General features: G+C 48.6%; 18 protein-coding genes. 14 read left to right on the forward strand and 4 right to left on the reverse strand.

The genetic code is table 11. The features are described 5' to 3' along the window. Positions 1-36: 36 nt before the first annotated feature. Positions 37-969 carry a formate/nitrite transporter family protein gene (locus tag HGD79_RS23045; protein WP_000368131.1) on the reverse strand — a complete coding sequence of 311 codons (933 nt, stop codon included), beginning with the start codon at positions 967-969 and terminating at the stop codon, positions 37-39. A 293-nt stretch (positions 970-1,262) separates the two neighbouring features. On the opposite strand from HGD79_RS23045, the gene mlaA reads away from it, so the two are divergent. Further along, complete coding sequence (gene mlaA, locus HGD79_RS23050; RefSeq protein ID WP_000776768.1) at positions 1,263-2,018, forward strand: phospholipid-binding lipoprotein MlaA; 756 nt, start codon at positions 1,263-1,265, stop codon at positions 2,016-2,018. 181 nt (positions 2,019-2,199) lie between these two features. Here mlaA and yfdF read toward each other — a convergent pair whose 3' ends face one another. Together yfdF and fadL are read right to left on the reverse strand one after the other, a co-directional pair. Then, positions 2,200-3,258: a protein YfdF gene (yfdF, locus tag HGD79_RS23055; protein ID WP_000937843.1), complete on the reverse strand. Its 1,059-nt coding sequence runs from the start codon at positions 3,256-3,258 to the stop codon at positions 2,200-2,202. Positions 3,259-3,624: 366 nt separating this feature from the next. Continuing rightward, positions 3,625-4,965, reverse strand: a complete 1,341-nt coding sequence (gene fadL / locus HGD79_RS23060; protein ID WP_001296861.1) for a long-chain fatty acid transporter FadL — start codon at positions 4,963-4,965, stop codon at positions 3,625-3,627. A gap of 371 nt (positions 4,966-5,336) precedes the next feature. Between fadL and HGD79_RS23065 the strand changes: the two genes are divergently transcribed. From HGD79_RS23065 to HGD79_RS23115, 11 genes are all read left to right on the forward strand, one after another. Then, positions 5,337-5,621 (forward strand): YfcZ/YiiS family protein, encoded by a 285-nt coding sequence (locus HGD79_RS23065; protein ID WP_001296869.1) that lies wholly within the window; start codon positions 5,337-5,339, stop codon positions 5,619-5,621. 179 nt (positions 5,622-5,800) lie between these two features. Beyond that, positions 5,801-7,111, forward strand: a complete 1,311-nt coding sequence (gene fadI / locus HGD79_RS23070; RefSeq protein WP_168848512.1) for an acetyl-CoA C-acyltransferase FadI — start codon at positions 5,801-5,803, stop codon at positions 7,109-7,111. Further along, positions 7,111-9,255, forward strand: coding sequence for a fatty acid oxidation complex subunit alpha FadJ (fadJ, locus tag HGD79_RS23075; RefSeq protein ID WP_000425058.1), 2,145 nt, complete (start codon positions 7,111-7,113; stop codon positions 9,253-9,255). Before fadI ends, fadJ begins: the two co-directional genes overlap by 1 nt. 202 nt (positions 9,256-9,457) lie before the next feature. Next, entirely contained in the window at positions 9,458-9,943 is a 486-nt protein-coding gene (gene sixA, locus HGD79_RS23080) for a phosphohistidine phosphatase SixA (protein ID WP_001195819.1), read from the forward strand. Between the two features lie 683 nt (positions 9,944-10,626). Beyond that, on the forward strand, positions 10,627-11,190 hold the full coding sequence (locus tag HGD79_RS23085) for a fimbrial protein (RefSeq protein ID WP_000033328.1): 564 nt from the start codon (positions 10,627-10,629) through the stop codon (positions 11,188-11,190). An 81-nt stretch (positions 11,191-11,271) separates the two neighbouring features. Beyond that, the gene (gene yfcU, locus HGD79_RS23090) at positions 11,272-13,914 is read left to right on the forward strand and encodes a fimbrial usher protein YfcU (protein ID WP_168848513.1); all 2,643 of its coding nucleotides are present in this window, start codon (positions 11,272-11,274) and stop codon (positions 13,912-13,914) included. A gap of 19 nt (positions 13,915-13,933) precedes the next feature. Then, positions 13,934-14,686 carry a fimbria/pilus periplasmic chaperone gene (locus HGD79_RS23095; protein WP_001281615.1) on the forward strand — a complete coding sequence of 251 codons (753 nt, stop codon included), beginning with the start codon at positions 13,934-13,936 and terminating at the stop codon, positions 14,684-14,686. Next, positions 14,661-15,209, forward strand: a complete 549-nt coding sequence (locus tag HGD79_RS23100; protein WP_160377268.1) for a fimbrial protein — start codon at positions 14,661-14,663, stop codon at positions 15,207-15,209. The genes HGD79_RS23095 and HGD79_RS23100 overlap by 26 nt, the downstream gene beginning before the upstream one ends. Then, positions 15,206-15,676 (forward strand): fimbrial protein, encoded by a 471-nt coding sequence (locus tag HGD79_RS23105; RefSeq protein ID WP_168848514.1) that lies wholly within the window; start codon positions 15,206-15,208, stop codon positions 15,674-15,676. Before HGD79_RS23100 ends, HGD79_RS23105 begins: the two co-directional genes overlap by 4 nt. Beyond that, positions 15,673-16,197: a fimbrial protein gene (locus HGD79_RS23110; protein WP_000730293.1), complete on the forward strand. Its 525-nt coding sequence runs from the start codon at positions 15,673-15,675 to the stop codon at positions 16,195-16,197. Before HGD79_RS23105 ends, HGD79_RS23110 begins: the two co-directional genes overlap by 4 nt. Beyond that, positions 16,184-17,056, forward strand: coding sequence for a StfH/YfcO family fimbrial adhesin (locus HGD79_RS23115; RefSeq protein WP_001356216.1), 873 nt, complete (start codon positions 16,184-16,186; stop codon positions 17,054-17,056). Before HGD79_RS23110 ends, HGD79_RS23115 begins: the two co-directional genes overlap by 14 nt. Positions 17,057-17,177: 121 nt before the next feature. Here the strand turns inward: HGD79_RS23115 and smrB are convergent, their stop codons facing one another. Continuing rightward, a complete protein-coding gene (gene smrB / locus HGD79_RS23120) occupies positions 17,178-17,729 on the reverse strand; it encodes an endonuclease SmrB (RefSeq protein ID WP_000730806.1) in 552 nt (183 codons plus the stop codon). A 165-nt stretch (positions 17,730-17,894) separates the two neighbouring features. Here smrB and prmB point away from each other — a divergent pair, with 165 nt between their 5' ends. Then, the gene (gene prmB / locus HGD79_RS23125; RefSeq protein ID WP_001309606.1) at positions 17,895-18,827 is read left to right on the forward strand and encodes a 50S ribosomal protein L3 N(5)-glutamine methyltransferase; all 933 of its coding nucleotides are present in this window, start codon (positions 17,895-17,897) and stop codon (positions 18,825-18,827) included. A gap of 34 nt (positions 18,828-18,861) precedes the next feature. Further along, positions 18,862-19,947: a chorismate synthase gene (gene aroC, locus HGD79_RS23130; protein WP_001297933.1), complete on the forward strand. Its 1,086-nt coding sequence runs from the start codon at positions 18,862-18,864 to the stop codon at positions 19,945-19,947. Positions 19,948-19,949: the final 2 nt, after the last annotated feature.

The raw sequence follows: 19,949 nt of genomic DNA on the forward strand, positions 1-19,949 counted from the left end.
AGTACGCTGCCGCTCGATTGCTTAAACCCTCGCCATTTATGCTGGGTTTTTATCATTTTTCTTAATGTTTTCCGCACGTTCTGCTTTTTGGCGTGCTTCTGCTTTACGCTTGTTGCTCATGTCGTTACGAATCTGTGCATGACTCATTAACGCGAAGATAAAGGTGCCGCCGCAGATGTTCCCCGCTAAAGTAGGTAGTGCGAAGGGCCAGATGAAATCGCTCCAGTGCAGCGTGCCGTTAAACACCAGATAGAGGATTTCAACAGAACCGACAACGATGTGGGTGGTGTCACCCAGTGCAATAAGCCAGGTCATCAATATAATCACCACAATCTTTGCCGCACCCGCAGCAGGAAACATCCAAACCATAGTGGCGATCAGCCAGCCGGAAATGATCGCGTTGGCAAACATCTCGCTGGGGGTGTTCTTCATCACATCCATGCCGATTTTGACAAATGCATCGCGAGTTTCTTCATTGAAGATAGGCATATATTCAAATGCCCATGCAGCAATACCTGTCCCGAGAATATTACCCAGCAGCACGACGCCCCATAATCGCATAAGTAAGCCGACGTTGCTCATTGTCGGTTTTTGCATGACGGGTAGTACCGCAGTCACGGTGTTTTCGGTAAATAATTGCTGGCGGGCCATAATGACGATAATAAAACCAAAGGTATAACCGAGATTCTCCAGTAAGAAGCTGCCTGGCACTCCTTCCAGTTCGACATGAAATATCCCTTTTGCCAGTAGCGAAGCGCCCATCGACAGACCCGCCGCAATGGCTGACCACAGTAGCGCCATTGCGTCGCGTTCCAGCTCTTTTTCACCATCCTGGCGGATATGCTCATGAATTGCCATCGCCCGGGAGGGGAGTCGGTCTTCATCTATTTCTATTTTTTTGCCGCGCTCTTTTTCTTCGCTCTCAACTTCAATTTCGTCGCTGTGTTGATCAATTTTGTCGTTGTCCATGGTCTCTTCTCTTGAATTAGCACGTATAGCTAAAGCGTAGCGGCTTTTTTGCTCGCAACTGGCGGGAGTTACTCTGAAAATGTAGAAAAGGCTGCGTTTGCCTTTTTCTGTTTCTATAGAATCAAGTAGCCTACAGGGCGGCGATTACCAGGCTATGATCAAATCAGCAAATCAGGGCGTCTGGACATCAGTTGACGTGCTGTTACAATCGCCCACACCTAAACAGGCGGATACGGTATCGTTCCGTCATGGATGGCAAACTGCATAAGCCATAAAAAAACAGGGAGACATTTATGAAGCTTCGCCTGTCGGCGCTTGCTCTGGGAACTACGCTTCTGGTGGGGTGTGCGAGTTCCGGTACAGATCAGCAAGGGCGTTCTGACCCGTTAGAAGGGTTCAACCGCACCATGTACAACTTCAACTTCAATGTATTAGACCCGTATATTGTTCGACCGGTCGCTGTCGCCTGGCGTGATTATGTTCCGCAACCGGCGCGTAACGGTTTGAGCAACTTTACTGGCAACCTTGAAGAACCTGCGGTGATGGTTAACTACTTCTTGCAGGGCGACCCTTATCAGGGGATGGTCCACTTTACCCGCTTTTTCCTGAACACCATTTTGGGGATGGGCGGTTTTATTGATGTTGCAGGGATGGCGAACCCGAAACTGCAACGGACTGAACCTCACCGCTTCGGTAGTACGCTTGGTCATTATGGCGTGGGTTATGGGCCTTACGTCCAGTTACCGTTCTACGGTAGCTTCACGCTGCGTGATGACGGTGGTGATATGGCGGATGGTCTTTACCCGGTTCTTTCCTGGCTGACCTGGCCGATGTCTGTGGGTAAATGGACGCTTGAAGGGATAGAAACTCGTGCGCAGTTGTTGGATTCCGATGGTCTGCTGCGTCAGTCGTCCGATCCTTATATTATGGTGCGCGAAGCGTACTTCCAGCGTCATGATTTCATCGCTAATGGCGGCGAACTCAAACCGCAGGAAAATCCGAACGCGCAAGCGATTCAGGATGATTTAAAAGATATCGATTCTGAATAAGAAACAAATAAAAAAGGTGAGTCGCAATACTCACCTTTTTTGTTGTTATCCCTCAATTACCACAAGTAAAAGGAGATAAACCGACAATGACCCGGACGTAATGATGTAAAAATACTGATGTTCGTCACTGACTATTTCCGATATTCAGGAGTTGAAAAATCAAAAAACTGGAAAAATAATTTTAAATATCATCAAAATTAACACCTGGCGCAGATAGTTGATTAATTTCATTTTGATATTCCGTCTGGCGATTTTGAAGCCTTTTTTCAACTTTATCTTCGAGATCCTTAAAGTCTTTGTATTTATTTTCAGGATGGTCAACGTCAACTTTGTTAGCGAATAAAGTAGAAATTATTTCTTTTACATTATCGCGTCTAAATTTTGCATCGTCCACTTGAAAATTATATCTTATTGCTCGACCTAAACGTTTAAAAACTTCGTTAGGTTCTCTCAGTCTTTCCCCGTTGAGCTCGTTTACAACCTGATGATCGGAACCTGTTGCAAATGATTCTGCCATGATAGCTTTGCTGCTTTCAAACCACGCTGAAGCACTCCTGGCGTTTTCACTACAATATTGGGTGAGACTATCACCATTAATACGAATTCCTCTTTGAGTGTGGTAGTCGTCCTGATCGTAGTAACCGAGAGATAAGTAATCATTTCCGTTTTTATTTTTAATTACAATAGCGAGAGAGTCGCCTTTTTTATCTTTACCGTACCAGGTAAATAAGTCCGTTGGTTCGCTATTCCCGCTCTCATCAAATTCCGTTACCGTATGTCTGAGTTTGTGTGATATCTTATCGAAGATAAAACCAGGATCTCCATCATATATTTCTTTTAATGCGCTGAAGATCATTTCCTTGTTATTGATATCATGAGTCTTCTCAACTATGTTGTCATTAATGATAGTACGGACGAGTTCTTTGTCTTTATAGTTCGCAGGTAATTCTATTGGTTCTTGGTTGTCGATACCAATAGTAATATGGTCTGTATCATTGGAGCCAATATCAATATAAGTAACTGAGGAATTATTAATATTAAATCTATAAGGATCGTCGTTTACTCGTATGGCGTTTTTTATAAGCTCAAGTAGATGTTTAATACAGGTGCTTATTCCTTCCTTACCATTAAAAAGGTTTTTGAGCTCTTGTACTAATCCATTAACTTCATCATTGTTATTTTCATTAATGGATTCTGGGTAAGTTGCGCTGGTATTGTTGATTGAAATAGATGGTAGCATGATTTTATTCCATTTTGATTGATTTGTTACAAATATATATTACCTAATGAAATAGACTATCAAAAAACGCTCATTTATTTAGAACCTATCTTTAATTTGAGTGTATGAGCGCACAATAGCCAGGGGGGGGGGAGTATCCTGGAAATTCAGAAAAGTAAACTCTTTGAGAAGGACGAGCAGAACGCTTGAAAATATGCATTTCCCTTCAGGTTTGTCTGTGAATACCACTTACTGATTTGAAAGGGCAAGCTGCCAACAGGCTGTTTGCAAAACTCAGGAGGTAAGCAATGAGGACACTACTTTCGGTGAAGTGGGGGAGTTAAAGTCACCTGCTATGCAGGTGACTTTATCCAGGCGAACGCGTTATCAGAACGCGTAGTTAAAGTTAGTACCGAACAGCCAGGCTTTACCTTCAGACTCGAACTGGTATGGGCCTTCGTTAATTTTCACGCTCTGACCGTGCATATAAGAAACACCAACGTCGACTGAAGCATCTTTATTAAATGCGTAAGTCGTACCTGCACTCAGCCAGAAACGGTCCTGGTCCGGAATGGAGATAGAACGATTCTGAGCCGGAACTGGGCTGTCATCAAAGGCGATACCGGTACGGAAGGTCCAGTTATCATCGTAGTAATAAGTGGTACCCAACGCGATGCGGTAAGCATCTTTAAAGCCTTCATGTTTCTGGAACAGCGTGTCGCCACTGGTTGAGGTCGCTTTCAGCTGCTGGAACTGACTCCAGCTGGTGTAAGCCAGGCTATAGTGAATCGCCCACTGTGGATCAACACGGTTATAACCTGACACTTCCCACATTTCAGGCAGGTTCAGCGTCAGATAACCCGATTGCGTTGCGCCACCTGTCGCGGTAGGAATTGGCAAACCGTAGTTATTAAACGCACGATTAAGATCGCTGCTGTAGTTACCTTTGAAGTCAATTTTCACTTCAGAACGGTAGGTCAGTGCATAGCGGTTATTTTTATCCAGTTCATACAGGATTCCGGCGTTCCAGCCAAAGCCCCACTGGTTACCGTTCAGATGAGCGATTTTGGTATTACTGTCGATACCGTTGGCGGTAGCTGCCAATGCTTGCCCTTGAGGAGTTTGCCCGGCAGGAGATTGCATAATCTGACCAGCAACCAACTGCCCCAGATCGCCTGCGAAACGTTCAATTTTCGCGCGAGCGTAGACGGCGTTGAAACCAAGACCAAAGCTCCATGCATTATTTAAGCGATACGCACCGCTTAAGTTCAGGTTCATGGTTTCAAGGTCAGTTGTACCCCCGACAGAGCCGCCTGCATAAGTATCATTAAACTCTGTTGCCAGACCATAGTTAGAGGTAATAGAAGCGCCCCAACCAAATTGGTCGTTAATCGGTGCAACAAAGTGCATGTTCGGAACCCATGCCGTAGGCGCGATGTTATCGGCTTTCAGGCTACGACCAGACGGAGACGTTCCGCTGATATTCACATCCGGGTCAATATAAACCGCACCCGCAGAAAATGTCGGGCGGTCAAACATGGTAATCAATGCGGGGTTACGGCTAACGTTACCTGCATCATCGGCAATTGCGCCTTCCCCTGAATAAGCCCGGCCCAGGCCAGAGGAAGAAAATTCGTTTAACTGAAAGCCTGCCGACCAGGCCTGGGTGGAGATAAGTGCCACTGCGACTGCGAGAGCAGACTTTGTAAACAGGGTTTTCTGGCTCATGACCATAACCTCAATGATTTATTTTTATACAAACTATGTTACGTGCTGTAACAGGAGCGCGAAGTGTAGGGTCTGAGGTACATCTTAGAAATCAGACCAGTGGCGAGAGTATAGGTCGGACCAGCTGGAATGTTGCAAGTATGTTTCCATCTTTTTTCAAATATGATCTAAGAAACGCGATCCAGCTGGCAAAATTTGGAGGTTGCGCACTCGCGGATTCGGGTGAATTTTGTTTTAGATCATTTTTAAGTGTGATTTCGGTCACTTATCCGATTTTGCAGAATTAACAACTGGAGCAGCACTTTCCGGAAGCGTAAAATATCCACAACGTTTATCTGGCACCTTGGGTGCACATACAGAGGAAATCAACGATGAGTAAATGTAGTGCTGATGAAACCCCGGTTTGCTGCTGTATGGATGTTGGCACCATTATGGACAACTCCGACTGCACCGCGTCTTACAGCCGCGTGTTTGCAAGCCGCGCAGAAGCAGAACAAACGCTGGCGGCGCTGACTGAAAAAGCCCGTAGCGTGGAATCCGAACCGTGCAAAATCACCCCGACTTTCACTGAAGAGTCTGACGGTGTGCGCCTGGATATCGATTTCACTTTTGCCTGCGAAGCTGAAATGCTGATCTTCCAGCTGGGTCTGCGTTAATTCCTCTCGGGTACGTTCGCCCCTGTCAGTTGCTGGCAGGGGCGTTTTCTTTTCTTTCTCCTGTCTTCACTGTGTCATAGCTCCCACTTTCTTTTTTCTCCGCTTGGCTAAATGTAAAAAAATGGTTAAGACTATGATCAGGTCAGACCACTTTATTTATTTTTTTACAGGGGAGTGTTATGGGTCAGGTTTTACCGCTGGTTACCCGCCAGGGCGATCGTATCGCCATTGTTAGCGGTTTACGTACGCCTTTTGCCCGCCAGGCGACGGCTTTTCATGGCATTCCCGCGGTTGATTTAGGGAAGATGGTGGTAGGCGAACTGCTGGCACGCAGCGAGATCCCCGCTGAAGTGATTGAACAGCTGGTCTTTGGTCAGGTCGTACAAATGCCTGAAGCCCCCAACATTGCGCGTGAAATTGTTCTCGGTACCGGAATGAATGTGCATACCGATGCTTACAGCGTCAGCCGCGCTTGCGCTACCAGTTTCCAGGCGGTTGCAAACGTCGCAGAAAGCCTGATGGCGGGAACTATCCGAGCGGGGATTGCCGGTGGGGCAGATTCCTCTTCCGTATTGCCAATTGGCGTCAGTAAAAAACTGGCGCGCGTGCTGGTTGATGTCAACAAAGCTCGAACCATGAGCCAGCGACTGAAACTCTTCTCTCGCCTGCGTTTGCGCGACTTAATGCCCGTACCGCCTGCGGTAGCAGAATATTCTACTGGCTTGCGGATGGGCGACACCGCCGAACAAATGGCGAAAACCTACGGCATCACCCGAGAACAGCAAGATGCATTAGCGCACCGTTCGCATCAGCGTGCCGCTCAGGCGTGGTCAGACGGTAAACTCAAAGAAGAGGTGATGACTGCCTTTATCCCTCCTTATAAACAACCGCTTGTCGAAGACAACAATATTCGCGGTAATTCCTCGCTTGCCGATTACGCAAAGCTGCGCCCGGCGTTTGATCGCAAACACGGAACGGTAACGGCGGCGAACAGTACGCCGCTGACCGATGGCGCAGCGGCGGTGATCCTGATGACTGAATCCCGGGCGAAAGAATTAGGGCTGGTGCCGCTGGGGTATCTGCGCAGCTACGCATTTACTGCGATTGATGTCTGGCAGGACATGTTGCTCGGTCCGGCCTGGTCAACACCGCTGGCGCTGGAACGTGCCGGTTTGACAATGAGCGATCTGACATTGATCGATATGCACGAAGCCTTTGCAGCTCAGACACTGGCGAATATTCAGTTGCTGGGTAGTGAACGTTTTGCTCGTGAAGTACTGGGGCGTGCACATGCCACTGGCGAAGTGGACGATAGCAAATTTAACGTGCTTGGCGGTTCGATTGCTTACGGGCATCCCTTCGCGGCGACCGGCGCGCGGATGATTACCCAGACATTGCATGAACTTCGCCGTCGCGGCGGTGGATTTGGTTTAGTTACCGCCTGTGCTGCCGGTGGGATTGGCGCGGCAATGGTTCTGGAGGCGGAATAATGGAAATGGCATCAGTGTTTACTCTTAATGTTCGTCTGGACAACATTGCTATCATCACCATCGACGTACCGGGTGAGAAAATGAATACCCTGAAGGCGGAGTTTGCCTCGCAGGTGCGCGCCATTATTAAGCAACTCCGTGAAAACAAAGAGTTGCGAGGCGTGGTGTTTGTCTCCGCTAAACCGGACAACTTCATTGCTGGCGCAGACATCAACATGATCGGCAACTGCAAAACGGCGCAAGAAGCGGAAGCACTGGCGCGGCAGGGCCAACAGTTGATGGCGGAGATTCATGCTTTGCCCATTCCGGTTATCGCGGCTATTCATGGCGCTTGCCTGGGTGGTGGGCTGGAGTTGGCGCTGGCGTGCCACGGTCGCGTTTGTACTGACGATCCTAAAACGGTGCTCGGTTTGCCTGAAGTACAACTTGGATTGTTACCCGGTTCAGGCGGCACCCAGCGTTTACCGCGTCTGATAGGCGTCAGCACAGCATTAGAGATGATCCTCACCGGAAAACAACTTCGGGCGAAACAGGCATTAAAGCTGGGGCTGGTGGATGACGTTGTTCCGCACTCCATTTTGCTGGAAGTCGCTGTTGAGCTGGCGAAGAAGGATCGCCCATCTTCCCGCCCTCTACCTGTACGCGAGCGTATTCTGGCGGGGCCGTTAGGTCGTGCGCTGCTGTTCAAAATGGTCGGCAAGAAAACAGAACACAAAACTCAAGGCAATTATCCGGCGACAGAACGCATCCTGGAGGTTGTTGAAACGGGATTAGCGCAGGGCACCAGCAGCGGTTATGACGCCGAAGCTCGGGCGTTTGGCGAACTGGCGATGACGCCACAATCGCAGGCGCTGCGTAGTATCTTTTTTGCCAGTACGGACGTGAAGAAAGATCCCGGTAGTGATGCACCGCCTGCGCCATTAAACAGCGTGGGAATTTTAGGTGGTGGCTTGATGGGCGGCGGTATTGCTTATGTCACTGCTTGTAAAGCGGGGCTTCCGGTCAGAATTAAAGATATCAACCCGCAGGGCATAAATCATGCGCTGAAGTACAGTTGGGATCAGCTGGAGGGCAAAGTTCGCCGTCGTCATCTCAAAGCCAGCGAACGTGACAAACAGCTGGCATTAATCTCCGGAACGACGGACTATCGCGGCTTTGCCCATCGCGATCTGATTATTGAAGCGGTGTTTGAAAATCTCGAATTGAAACAACAGATGGTGGCGGAAGTTGAGCAAAATAGCGCCGCTCATACCATCTTTGCTTCGAATACGTCATCTTTACCGATTGGTGATATCGCCGCTCACGCCACGCGACCTGAGCAAGTTATCGGCCTGCATTTCTTCAGTCCGGTGGAAAAAATGCCGCTGGTGGAGATTATTCCTCATGCGGGTACATCAGCGCAAACCATCGCCACTACGGTAAAACTGGCGAAAAAACAGGGCAAAACGCCCATTGTCGTGCGTGACAAAGCCGGGTTTTACGTCAATCGCATCTTAGCGCCTTACATTAATGAAGCTATCCGCATGCTGACCGAAGGTGAACGGGTAGAGCACATTGATGCCGCGCTAGTGAAATTTGGTTTTCCGGTAGGTCCAATCCAACTTTTGGATGAGGTAGGAATCGACACCGGGACTAAAATTATTCCTGTACTGGAAGCCGCTTATGGAGAACGTTTTAGCGCGCCTGCAAATGTTGTTTCTTCAATTTTGAACGACGATCGCAAAGGCAGAAAAAATGGTCGGGGTTTCTATCTTTATGGTCAGAAAGGGCGTAAAAGCAAAAAACAGGTCGATCCCGCCATTTACCCGCTCATTGGCGCACAAGGGCAGGGGCGACTCTCCGCACCGCAGGTTGCTGAACGGTGTGTGATGTTGATGCTGAATGAAGCAGTACGTTGTGTTGATGAGCAGGTTATCCGTAGCGTGCGTGACGGGGATATTGGTGCGGTATTTGGCATTGGTTTTCCGCCATTTCTCGGTGGACCGTTCCGCTATATCGATTCTCTCGGCGCGGGCGAAGTGGTTGCAATAATGCAACGACTTGCCACGCAGTATGGTTCCCGTTTTACCCCTTGCGAGCGTTTGGTCGAGATGGGCGCGCGTGGGGAAAGTTTTTGGAAAACAACTGCAACTGACCTGCAATAAGAAGGTCAAAGCTATATGAATCCGCGCTGAATGGCGGAGTGTTGGTCAAAATGTAAACGCATATTGACTATACTTACGCCATTGAGGTAAAAAACAGCGTTTCATTCGGTGAATGGATAAGGCACAATGCCGGCCACCGTTTTCTTTCTCTGGTTTCAGATGAAAGAAAACGGGCGAATCTGGTTAACAAAAGCGGTGCAATATGCAAGTTTTTATCATGCGTCACGGCGACGCAGCCCTCGATGCCGCCAGTGATTCCGTTCGTCCTCTGACCACTAATGGTTGTGACGAATCTCGCCTGATGGCGAACTGGCTGAAAGGTCAAAAAGTGGAAATCGAACGCGTTCTGGTGAGCCCGTTCCTGCGAGCCGAGCAAACACTGGAAGAAGTAGGGGATTGTCTGAACCTGCCTTCCAGTGCAGAAGTTCTGCCGGAGTTAACGCCCTGCGGCGATGTTGGTCTGGTCAGTGCCTATTTGCAGGCGTTGACCAATGAAGGTGTTGCTTCGGTACTGGTGATCTCTCACTTACCGTTAGTCGGGTATCTGGTTGCCGAGTTATGTCCGGGCGAAACGCCGCCTATGTTTACCACCTCGGCCATTGCCAGCGTAACGCTTGATGAAAGCGGAAACGGTACATTCAACTGGCAGATGAGCCCGTGTAATCTGAAGATGGCAAAAGCTATCTGATGTGTTCCAAATTATGCCCAATGAGGTAGATTCATTGGGCATAATTGCTCATCAGGCAGCGGATATCTGTCAACCTCACTACTATCGAAGACTCTCCTTATCTATAAATAAAACACTTTCTACATTCATTCGGAAATTATTCTTCTGCGCGTATCTTGATTTTGCCCAAAGTTACATGTTGAAATGAATAATGTCTGTTTGACACTCATTGTCATTTATTAATACAGATAATAGAGAAAATAGAGTTGAATAATCAGGCAGGATGTAATTGAAACTTGATTAAATTCTGGCTATAGTGTTTATATATTATATTGTCAAAAGTGGATAAATGCCAATCGCATTATATGTTCATTGTTTGTTTTTTAAGCTGTTGATATTCATTATTGATATACTTTCTATTTTTTCTAAATACTTATTCCGTATTTTTTAAGGATGTCCTTAAGATAACCTTTCTTCTGTCAATATATTAATTAAATCTACATTTACTCTTTAGTAAAATTAAATTGCATCAGGGGGGTGAAAACATCACTATGCGGCCCCACACCAAAGAATACAATTTTCTACGACCTGTTCTTTTTGGATCGCATGCCGTATTCAATGGCTGGGTATAAACATTGGGTATTGACTGAATCAATGTATTGTAATGTTTATATTTTTAATTATTTATAGTTTAAGGACAAATAATGAGTAAGTTTGTTAAAACAGCTATTGCTGCGGCAATGGTGATGGGCGTTTTCACCTCTACGGCAACAATCGCTGCGGGTAACAACGGTACTGCACGTTTTTACGGCACCATTGAAGACTCAGTGTGTTCTATCGTTCCGGACGATCACAAACTGGAAGTTGATATGGGTGATATCGGTGCCGAAAAACTGAAAAATAACGGCACCACCACGCCGAAAAGTTTCCAGATTCGTCTGCAAGATTGCGTATTTGATACTCAGGAAACAATGACCACTACCTTTACTGGTACCGTTTCTTCTGCAAATAGCGGCAATTATTACACCATTTTCAATACCGATACCGGTGCGGCATTTAACAATGTTAGCCTGGCGATCGGTGACTCTCTGGGTACCTCTTACAAAAGCGGCATGGGTATTGACCAGAAAATAGTGAAAGACACTTCTACCAATAAAGGCAAAGCGAAGCAGACACTGAACTTTAAAGCCTGGCTGGTCGGCGCAGCTGATGCGCCAGATCTGGGTAATTTCGAAGCAAATACCACCTTCCAGATTACTTACCTGTAAGGCATACCCCCATAGCGACACTGCTATGGGGGATTTAAATGGATTTTGACCGAACAAGAATAAAAACGGATAGAAACGTGTATGCCTGACCATTCTCTTTTTCGATTACGGATTCTTCCGTGGTGCATTGCGCTGGCAATGTCAGGGAGTTATAGCAGTGTCTGGGCTGAAGACGACATTCAGTTTGATTCCCGTTTTCTGGAATTAAAAGGCGACACAAATATTGATCTGAAGCGTTTTTCCAGCCAGGGATATGTTGAGCCCGGAAAATACAATTTACAGGTTCAACTAAATAAACAGCCATTGGCGGAAGAGTACGATATTTACTGGTATGCTGGTGAAGATGACGCGAGCAAAAGCTATGCTTGTCTGACACCGGAACTGGTAGCGCAGTTTGGTTTAAAAGAAGACGTGGCGAACAATCTGCAATGGAGCCACGATGCTAAATGCCTGAAATCCGGTCAACTGGAAGGCATGGAAATTAAGGCTGATTTAAGCCAGTCCGCATTAGTCATTTCACTGCCACAGGCTTACCTCGAATATACTTATCCCGACTGGGATCCGCCTTCACGTTGGGATGACGGCATCTCCGGGATCGTCGTGGACTACAGCATCAACGCACAAACCCGGCACGAAGAAAATGGCGGTGATGATAGTAACGAGATCAGCGGCAACGGGACGGTCGGGGTTAACCTGGGGCCGTGGCGTATGCGTGCTGACTGGCAGACTAACTATCAACATACTCGCAGTAATGATGACGATGAATTCAGCGGCGATGAAACTCAAAAAAAATGGGAGTGGAGTCGCTACTATGCCTGGCGGGCGTTACCATCATTAAAAGCCAAACTGGCGCTGGGCGAGGATTACCTCAGATCCGATATTTTTGATGGTTTTAACTATGTTGGTGGCAGTGTCAGTACTGACGATCAAATGTTGCCTCCCAATCTGCGCGGCTACGCGCCAGACATTTCCGGCGTGGCACACACCACAGCAAAAGTGACCGTCAGCCAGATGGGGCGTGTGATTTACGAAACGCAGGTTCCGGCTGGACCGTTTCGTATTCAGGATCTTGGTGATTCTGTCTCCGGTACGTTGCATATTCGCATTGAAGAACAGAACGGCCAGGTGCAGGAATATGACATCAGCACCGCCTCGATGCCATACCTCACTCGCCCAGGTCAGGTTCGCTATAAGATCATGATGGGCCGTCCGCAAGAGTGGGGACACCATGTCGAGGGTGAATTTTTTTCTGGTGCTGAAGCTTCCTGGGGGATCGCTAACGGCTGGTCGTTATATGGCGGCGCACTGGGAGATGAAAACTATCAGTCTGCGGCGCTTGGCGTCGGTCGCGATTTGTCTACATTCGGCGCGGTCGCGTTTGATGTTACTCACTCGCACACCAAACTGGATAAAGACACCGCTTATGGCAAAGGTTCGCTGGACGGTAACTCCTTCCGTGTGAGTTATTCCAAAGACTTTGACCAGCTCAACAGCCGCGTTACTTTTGCTGGATATCGCTTCTCGGAAGAGAACTTTATGACCATGAGCGAGTATCTGGATGCCAGTGACAGCGGAATGGTACGCACGGGCAACGACAAAGAGATGTACACCGCCACTTATAACCAGAACTTCCGCGATGCGGGTGTTTCGGTTTATCTCAACTATACCCGCCATACCTACTGGGATCGCGAGGAGCAGACAAACTACAACATCATGCTCTCGCACTATTTCAATATGGGCAGTATTCGTAATGTCAGCATCTCGATGACTGGCTACCGTTACGAGTATGACAACCAGGCCGACAAAGGCATGTACATTTCGCTCAGTATGCCGTGGGGCGATAACAGTACCGTTAGCTATAACGGTAACTATGGCAGTGGGACGGACAGCAGTCAGGTCGGTTATTTCAGCCGTGTCGATGACGCGACTCACTATCAGTTGAACGTCGGCACCAGTGACAAACACACCAGCGTTGACGGCTATTACAGCCATGATGGTTCGCTGGCGCAGGTTGACCTCAGTGCGAACTACCATGAAGGGCAATACACCTCTGCGGGCTTGTCGTTACAGGGCGGCGCAACGCTTACTGCCCACGGTGGCGCACTTCACCGTACCCAGAATATGGGCGGGACACGCTTGTTGATTGATGCCGATGGCGTTGCCGATGTTCCGGTAGAAGGTAACGGTGCTGCTGTTTATACCAATATGTTTGGTAAAGCCGTCGTTTCTGACGTCAATAACTATTACCGCAATCAGGCGTATATCGACCTCAACAAACTGCCGGAAAACGCCGAAGCAACCCAGTCGGTGGTACAAGCCACGCTAACTGAAGGGGCGATTGGCTACCGCAAATTTGCCGTCATCAGTGGTCAAAAAGCGATGGCGGTGCTGCGTTTACAAGACGGCAGCCATCCTCCGTTTGGCGCAGAAGTAAAAAATGATAACGAGCAGACAGTGGGCCTTGTCGATGATGACGGCAATGTTTATCTGGCTGGGGTGAAACCTGGCGAACACATGAGTGTGTTCTGGAGTGGTGTTGCGCATTGCGATATCAACCTGCCGGACCCGCTGCCTGCCGATCTGTTTAACGGCTTGTTACTGCCATGCCAGCATAAAGGCAACGTCGCGCCGGTTGTTCCTGATGACATAAAGCCTGTCATTCAGGAGCAGACGCAACAGGTGACACCCACCAATCCCCCTGTTTCTGTTTCAGCTAACCAATAACGTGATTAAGGAATGATCCATGTCTGATTTACTTTGCTCTGCCAAATTGGGTGCTACGACGCTAGCGTTACTGCTTAGCGCTGCCAGTTTGTCTGCCCAGGCTTCTGTAACGCCAGATCGTACCCGTTTGATATTTAATGAAAGCGACAAATCAATCAGCGTGACGTTGCGCAATAACGATCCGAAACTGCCTTATCTGGCCCAAAGTTGGATCGAAGATGAAAAGGGTAACAAGATCAGTTCACCGTTAACTGTTCTGCCACCGGTGCAACGCATCGATTCAATGATGAACGGGCAGGTAAAAGTGCAGGGAATGCCGGATATCAACAAATTGCCTGCCGATCGTGAAAGCCTGTTCTACTTCAACGTGCGTGAGATCCCGCCAAAATCAAACAAAGCCAACACGCTGCAAATAGCACTACAAACGCGTATTAAGTTGTTCTGGCGACCGAAGGCGCTGGAGAACGTCAGCATGAAAAACCCCTGGCAATATAAGGTTACTTTAACCCGCAACGGTCAGGAATTTACCGTCAATAACCCGACGCCGTATTACGTCATTTTCAGTAATGCCAGCACACAGAAAAATGGCAATCCGGCAGCCGGTTTCTCGCCAATAGTGATGTCGCCGAAAACCTCTGCACCGCTGAATGTGAAGATGGGTAGCGTGCCGGTACTGACCTATGTCAACGACTATGGCGCTCGGATGCCGCTCTTTTTCACTTGCAACGGTAACAGTTGCCAGGTCGATGAAGAGCAGAGCCGCAAAGGCTGAGGCCGGGAGAGCCAGTATGAAAGGATCTTGTTCTGTCTGGGCGGTAACTGGGTTACTGATATGTTGTGTTGGTAGCGGCTTTGCAGTTGCAGCGAGTAAGTCAGTAAGTATGAATTTACGGGTGCTTGTCGATGCCCCTCCTCCTTGTACGGTAAATGGTGCGGCAGTTGAGTTTGGTAATGTATTCATTAATAAGATCAATGGGGTTGATTATAAACGTCCCATTGACTACTCGCTTGTTTGTAACAATCTGGCAATGGATGACCTGCGTCTACAGATGCAGGCGACAACGGTCGTGATTAACGGTGAAACAGTTATCAGCACGGGTATTCCTGGGTTTGGTATTCGGGTTCAGAAAAGTAGTGATCACACAATACTCGACTTAAACTCTGGCTCATGGTTGCCATTTAATTTTTCCTCGGGAGTTCCCGTTCTGGAAGCTGTGCCGGTGAAACAGAGTGGTACAACGTTAGCGGCAGCTGAATTTAACGCCAGTGCCACAATTGTGGTGGATTACCAATGAAACGGATCTCGCTTATTTTGCTGTGGGGCTTTTGCCCGATGGCACTCTCAAACGTCTCTTTTCACGGTTATTTAGTGCAGCCGCCTAACTGCACGATTAGCAACGCTCAAACCATTGAAATAACTTTTCAGGATGTGCTTATTGATGACATTAATGGCAGCAATTATGAGCAAACCGTGCCGTATTCCATTACCTGCGATACGGCGGTTCGCGACCCATTAATGGAAATGACCTTGAGCTGGAGTGGCACACCAAGCGATTTTGATAATGCTGCAGTAAGCAGCAATATCACTGGTTTAGGCATTCAGCTCAAACAGGCAGGGCAGAGTTTTACGATCAATACGCCACTTGTGGTGAATGAAACCGATTTACCGGTGTTAACGGCTGTGCCAGTAAAAAAGAGTGGTGTCGTTTTGCCAGAGGCGGACTTTGAGGCCTGGGCCACGTTACAGGTAGATTACCAATGAAGAAAAAGCGTACGTTGTTTTTTATTAGTAGCCTGATGTTGCTGGGCAGTGGAACCACAATAGCAGGAGATAATTTGCACTTTACCGGCAATTTAATCAGTAAATCGTGTACGCCAGTGATTAATGGTAGCCAGTTGGCAGAAGTACATTTTCCTGCCATTGCCGCCAGCGATTTAATGAACCTTGGGCAGTCAGAGCGAGTGCCATTGGTGTTTCAATTGAAAGATTGTCATAGTTCTACATCGTTTAATGTCAAAGTAACGTTGACAGGAACAGAAGATAGTGCTTTACCCGGCTTTCTGGCCTTTGACTCCTCGTCATCAGCATCCGGCGCTGGGATTGGTATTGAAACTGCGGCAGGCACATCGGTGCCAATCAACAATACAACAGGCGTCACGCTCCCACTGAATCAGGGAAATAACAGCCTAAATTTTAATACCTGGTTACAGGCAAAGAGCGGGCGAGATGTAACGTCCGGAGACTTTAGTGCCATAGTGACGGCAACCTTTGAGTATTTCTGAAATGAAAAAATGGACCATAATTTTCGCGAGCCTAATGCTGCTCGTTCTGAGTGTTGTCGGCGCATCTAAAAGTTATGCTGGAGATAAACTTATGAGTGCGAGTTTTGACAGTGTGAGAGTTTATTATGCCATGGACAAGGTAACCGGTGCTGTAGCGAGCAGTGTTTTCAATGTTACGGTGATAACGCCAAAGGAGGTTGCATATGGGAAATATGATTCTTTTGCGTATAAAGGCGATACGTTGCGGGTTATTTCCTGGTCTGGGTCGGGTTCAGCTCCAACTTTGGTACTGACTGACTTTGATACAATTAATAACTCAAATTGCCCTGGCATAGATACGAAAATTTTTCGTTGTGCATATATGACGTTTAAAATTACCGTTGCATCTGATGATTATGGTTGCCCTTGGATCGCATCCTTTTATTCCTATACAGATTTACCCGGATTTGGAAGCTATACGGCCCCTACAGTGCATAACACAATATGCCCAACGATACCGGTCGCTTCATACGATATCTCCTGGAGTGAAAATTATGTCAGCCATAATAAGGCGTTACGAATTCAGTCCACGGGGTCAACAGTGACCACCACGCTTTCGACCTACCTGATGGAAGGCGGCAGACTCTGTGATGGCAGTAATTTTTCTGATAATGATGGCAGAGGAGCATACTGCCGCGCGGTATCAGAATTGTTAACCTTTACCTCTTACGGTTGTGATAAATCAACGGTAACGGTTACGCCAACTCGTCATCCGGTAACGGATAAAGTACTTCACGATATTGTGGTGAATGTGAATACCAGTAGTGGGCAACCGATTGATTCGACGTGTCGTTTTCAGTATGTATTGAATGAACTGTAGTTCGTAGTATTGCTCTGATGCGTCTTATCAGGCCTACGAAGTGAATTGCAATTTATTGAATTATCACATATTTGTAGGCCGGATAAGGCGTTTACGCTGCTCCGGCATTTGCTGCCAGCATTCAGGGCAACTCCGGCGGCAACCACTCTTCCACTTCAATCAACACCAACAAAGCCGCATCACCGCCGTACTCTTTCGGTGCCTGGTGAAATGCCATCACATGCGGATGTTGTGCCAGCCACAGCGGTGTTTGCTGCTTCAATATGTGCTTCCCGTGACCATGCATCACGCAGGCACAAAACACATGTTCGCGGCGGCAGGCAGCAATCAATGCGCCTAATTCCTGCTTGGCTTGTAGCTGCGTCAGACCGTGCAAATCCAAAAACAACTCCGGTGAATAATCGCCGCGGCGCAGTTTCTTCGCCTCAAAATGGCTGACATCCGGGCGAACATATTTCACCGGACCTTCGGTATTCAATAACGGCTGAAACTCATCGGAAAAATAATGGCTGGCATCGGCCTGCTCCTGAATCAACCGTTTCACCGGCACTTCGCTAATTTTCTTACGCTGCGGTCGGTGGACAATCGTGTCCTGCTTAATCTTGCGAGTCCCCGCCATCAACTGGCGAAACAGAGCCTGGTCCTCCTCGCTAAGTGTTGTTTTCTTTTTCATTTATCTGTCTCAATTTCTAATTTTCCTACAGTTTACCCGACTCGTAGCGCAATCGATCGTTTTAAACGTATTTTTCCTCACTCACCGCGCGTGAATGCTGATTTATCGTCATCTTCATGGCAAACTAGCCGCCGAAATTATTGCGATCATGCCCTGGAGGAATACGTGGATAAAATTTTCGTTGATGAAGCAGTAAATGAGCTGCAAACCATTCAGGACATGTTGCGCTGGTCGGTGAGCCGCTTCAGCGCGGCAAATATCTGGTACGGTCACGGCACCGATAACCCGTGGGATGAAGCCGTACAGCTGGTGTTACCATCGCTCTACCTGCCGCTGGATATCCCGGAAGATATGCGCACCGCGCGTCTGACCTCCAGCGAAAAACACCGTATTGTTGAACGCGTGATCCGCCGCGTCAACGAGCGCATTCCGGTGGCTTACCTGACCAACAAAGCCTGGTTCTGCGGTCATGAATTTTACGTCGATGAACGCGTGCTGGTGCCGCGCTCGCCGATTGGTGAACTGATCAACAATAAATTTGCCGGACTCATCAGCAAGCAACCGCAGCACATTTTAGATATGTGTACCGGTAGCGGCTGCATCGCCATTGCCTGTGCTTATGCCTTCCCGGATGCGGAAGTCGACGCGGTGGATATCTCTCCCGACGCGCTGGCGGTTGCTGAACAGAACATCGAAGAACACGGTCTGATCCACAACGTCATTCCGATTCGTTCCGATCTGTTCCGCGACTTGCCGAAAGTGCAGTACGACCTGATTGTCACTAACCCGCCGTATGTCGATGCGGAAGATATGTCCGACCTGCCAAACGAATACCGTCACGAGCCGGAACTAGGCCTGGCATCTGGCACCGACGGCCTGAAACTGACGCGTCGCATTCTCGGAAACGCGGCAGATTACCTTGCGGATGATGGCGTGTTGATTTGTGAAGTCGGCAACAGCATGGTACATCTTATGGAACAATATCCGGATGTTCCGTTCACCTGGCTGGAGTTTGATAACGGCGGCGATGGTGTGTTTATGCTCACCAAAGAGCAGCTGCTGGCGGCCCGTGAACATTTCGCGATTTATAAAGATTAAGTAAACACGCAAACACAACAATAACGGAGCCGTGATGGCTGGAAACACAATTGGACAACTCTTTCGCGTAACCACCTTCGGCGAATCGCACGGGCTGGCGCTCGGCTGCATCGTCGATGGTGTTCCGCCAGGCATTCCGCTGACGGAAGCGGACCTGCAACATGACCTCGACCGTCGTCGCCCTGGGACATCGCGCTATACCACCCAGCGCCGCGAGCCGGATCAGGTCAAAATTCTCTCCGGTGTTTTTGAAGGCGTTACTACTGGCACCAGCATTGGCTTGTTGATCGAAAATACCGACCAGCGTTCTCAGGATTATAGTGCGATTAAGGACGTTTTCCGTCCAGGCCATGCCGATTACACCTACGAACAAAAATACGGACTGCGCGATTATCGCGGCGGTGGACGTTCTTCCGCCCGCGAAACCGCCATGCGCGTAGCGGCAGGGGCGATTGCCAAAAAATATCTCGCTGAGAAATTTGGTATTGAAATCCGCGGCTGCCTGACCCAGATGGGCGACATTCCGCTGGAAATCAAAGACTGGTCGCAGGTTGAACAAAATCCGTTCTTCTGCCCGGACCCGGATAAAATCGACGCGTTAGATGAACTGATGCGCGCGCTGAAAAAAGAGGGCGACTCCATCGGCGCGAAAGTCACCGTTGTTGCCAGTGGCGTCCCCGCCGGACTTGGCGAGCCGGTATTTGACCGCCTGGATGCCGACATCGCCCATGCGCTGATGAGCATCAACGCGGTGAAAGGCGTGGAAATTGGCGACGGCTTTGACGTAGTGGCGCTGCGCGGCAGCCAGAACCGCGACGAAATCACCAAAGACGGTTTCCAGAGCAACCATGCGGGCGGCATTCTCGGCGGTATCAGCAGCGGGCAGCAAATCATTGCTCATATGGCGCTGAAACCGACCTCCAGCATTACCGTGCCGGGGCGCACTATTAACCGCTTTGGCGAAGAAGTTGAGATGATCACCAAAGGCCGTCACGATCCCTGTGTCGGGATCCGTGCAGTGCCGATCGCTGAAGCGATGCTGGCGATCGTTTTAATGGATCACCTGTTACGGCAGCGGGCGCAAAATGCCGATGTGAAGACTGATATTCCACGCTGGTAAAA

Origin of the sequence: Escherichia sp. SCLE84 (assembly GCF_012584495.1) — a bacterium.
Lineage (GTDB): Bacteria > Pseudomonadota > Gammaproteobacteria > Enterobacterales > Enterobacteriaceae > ECMA0423.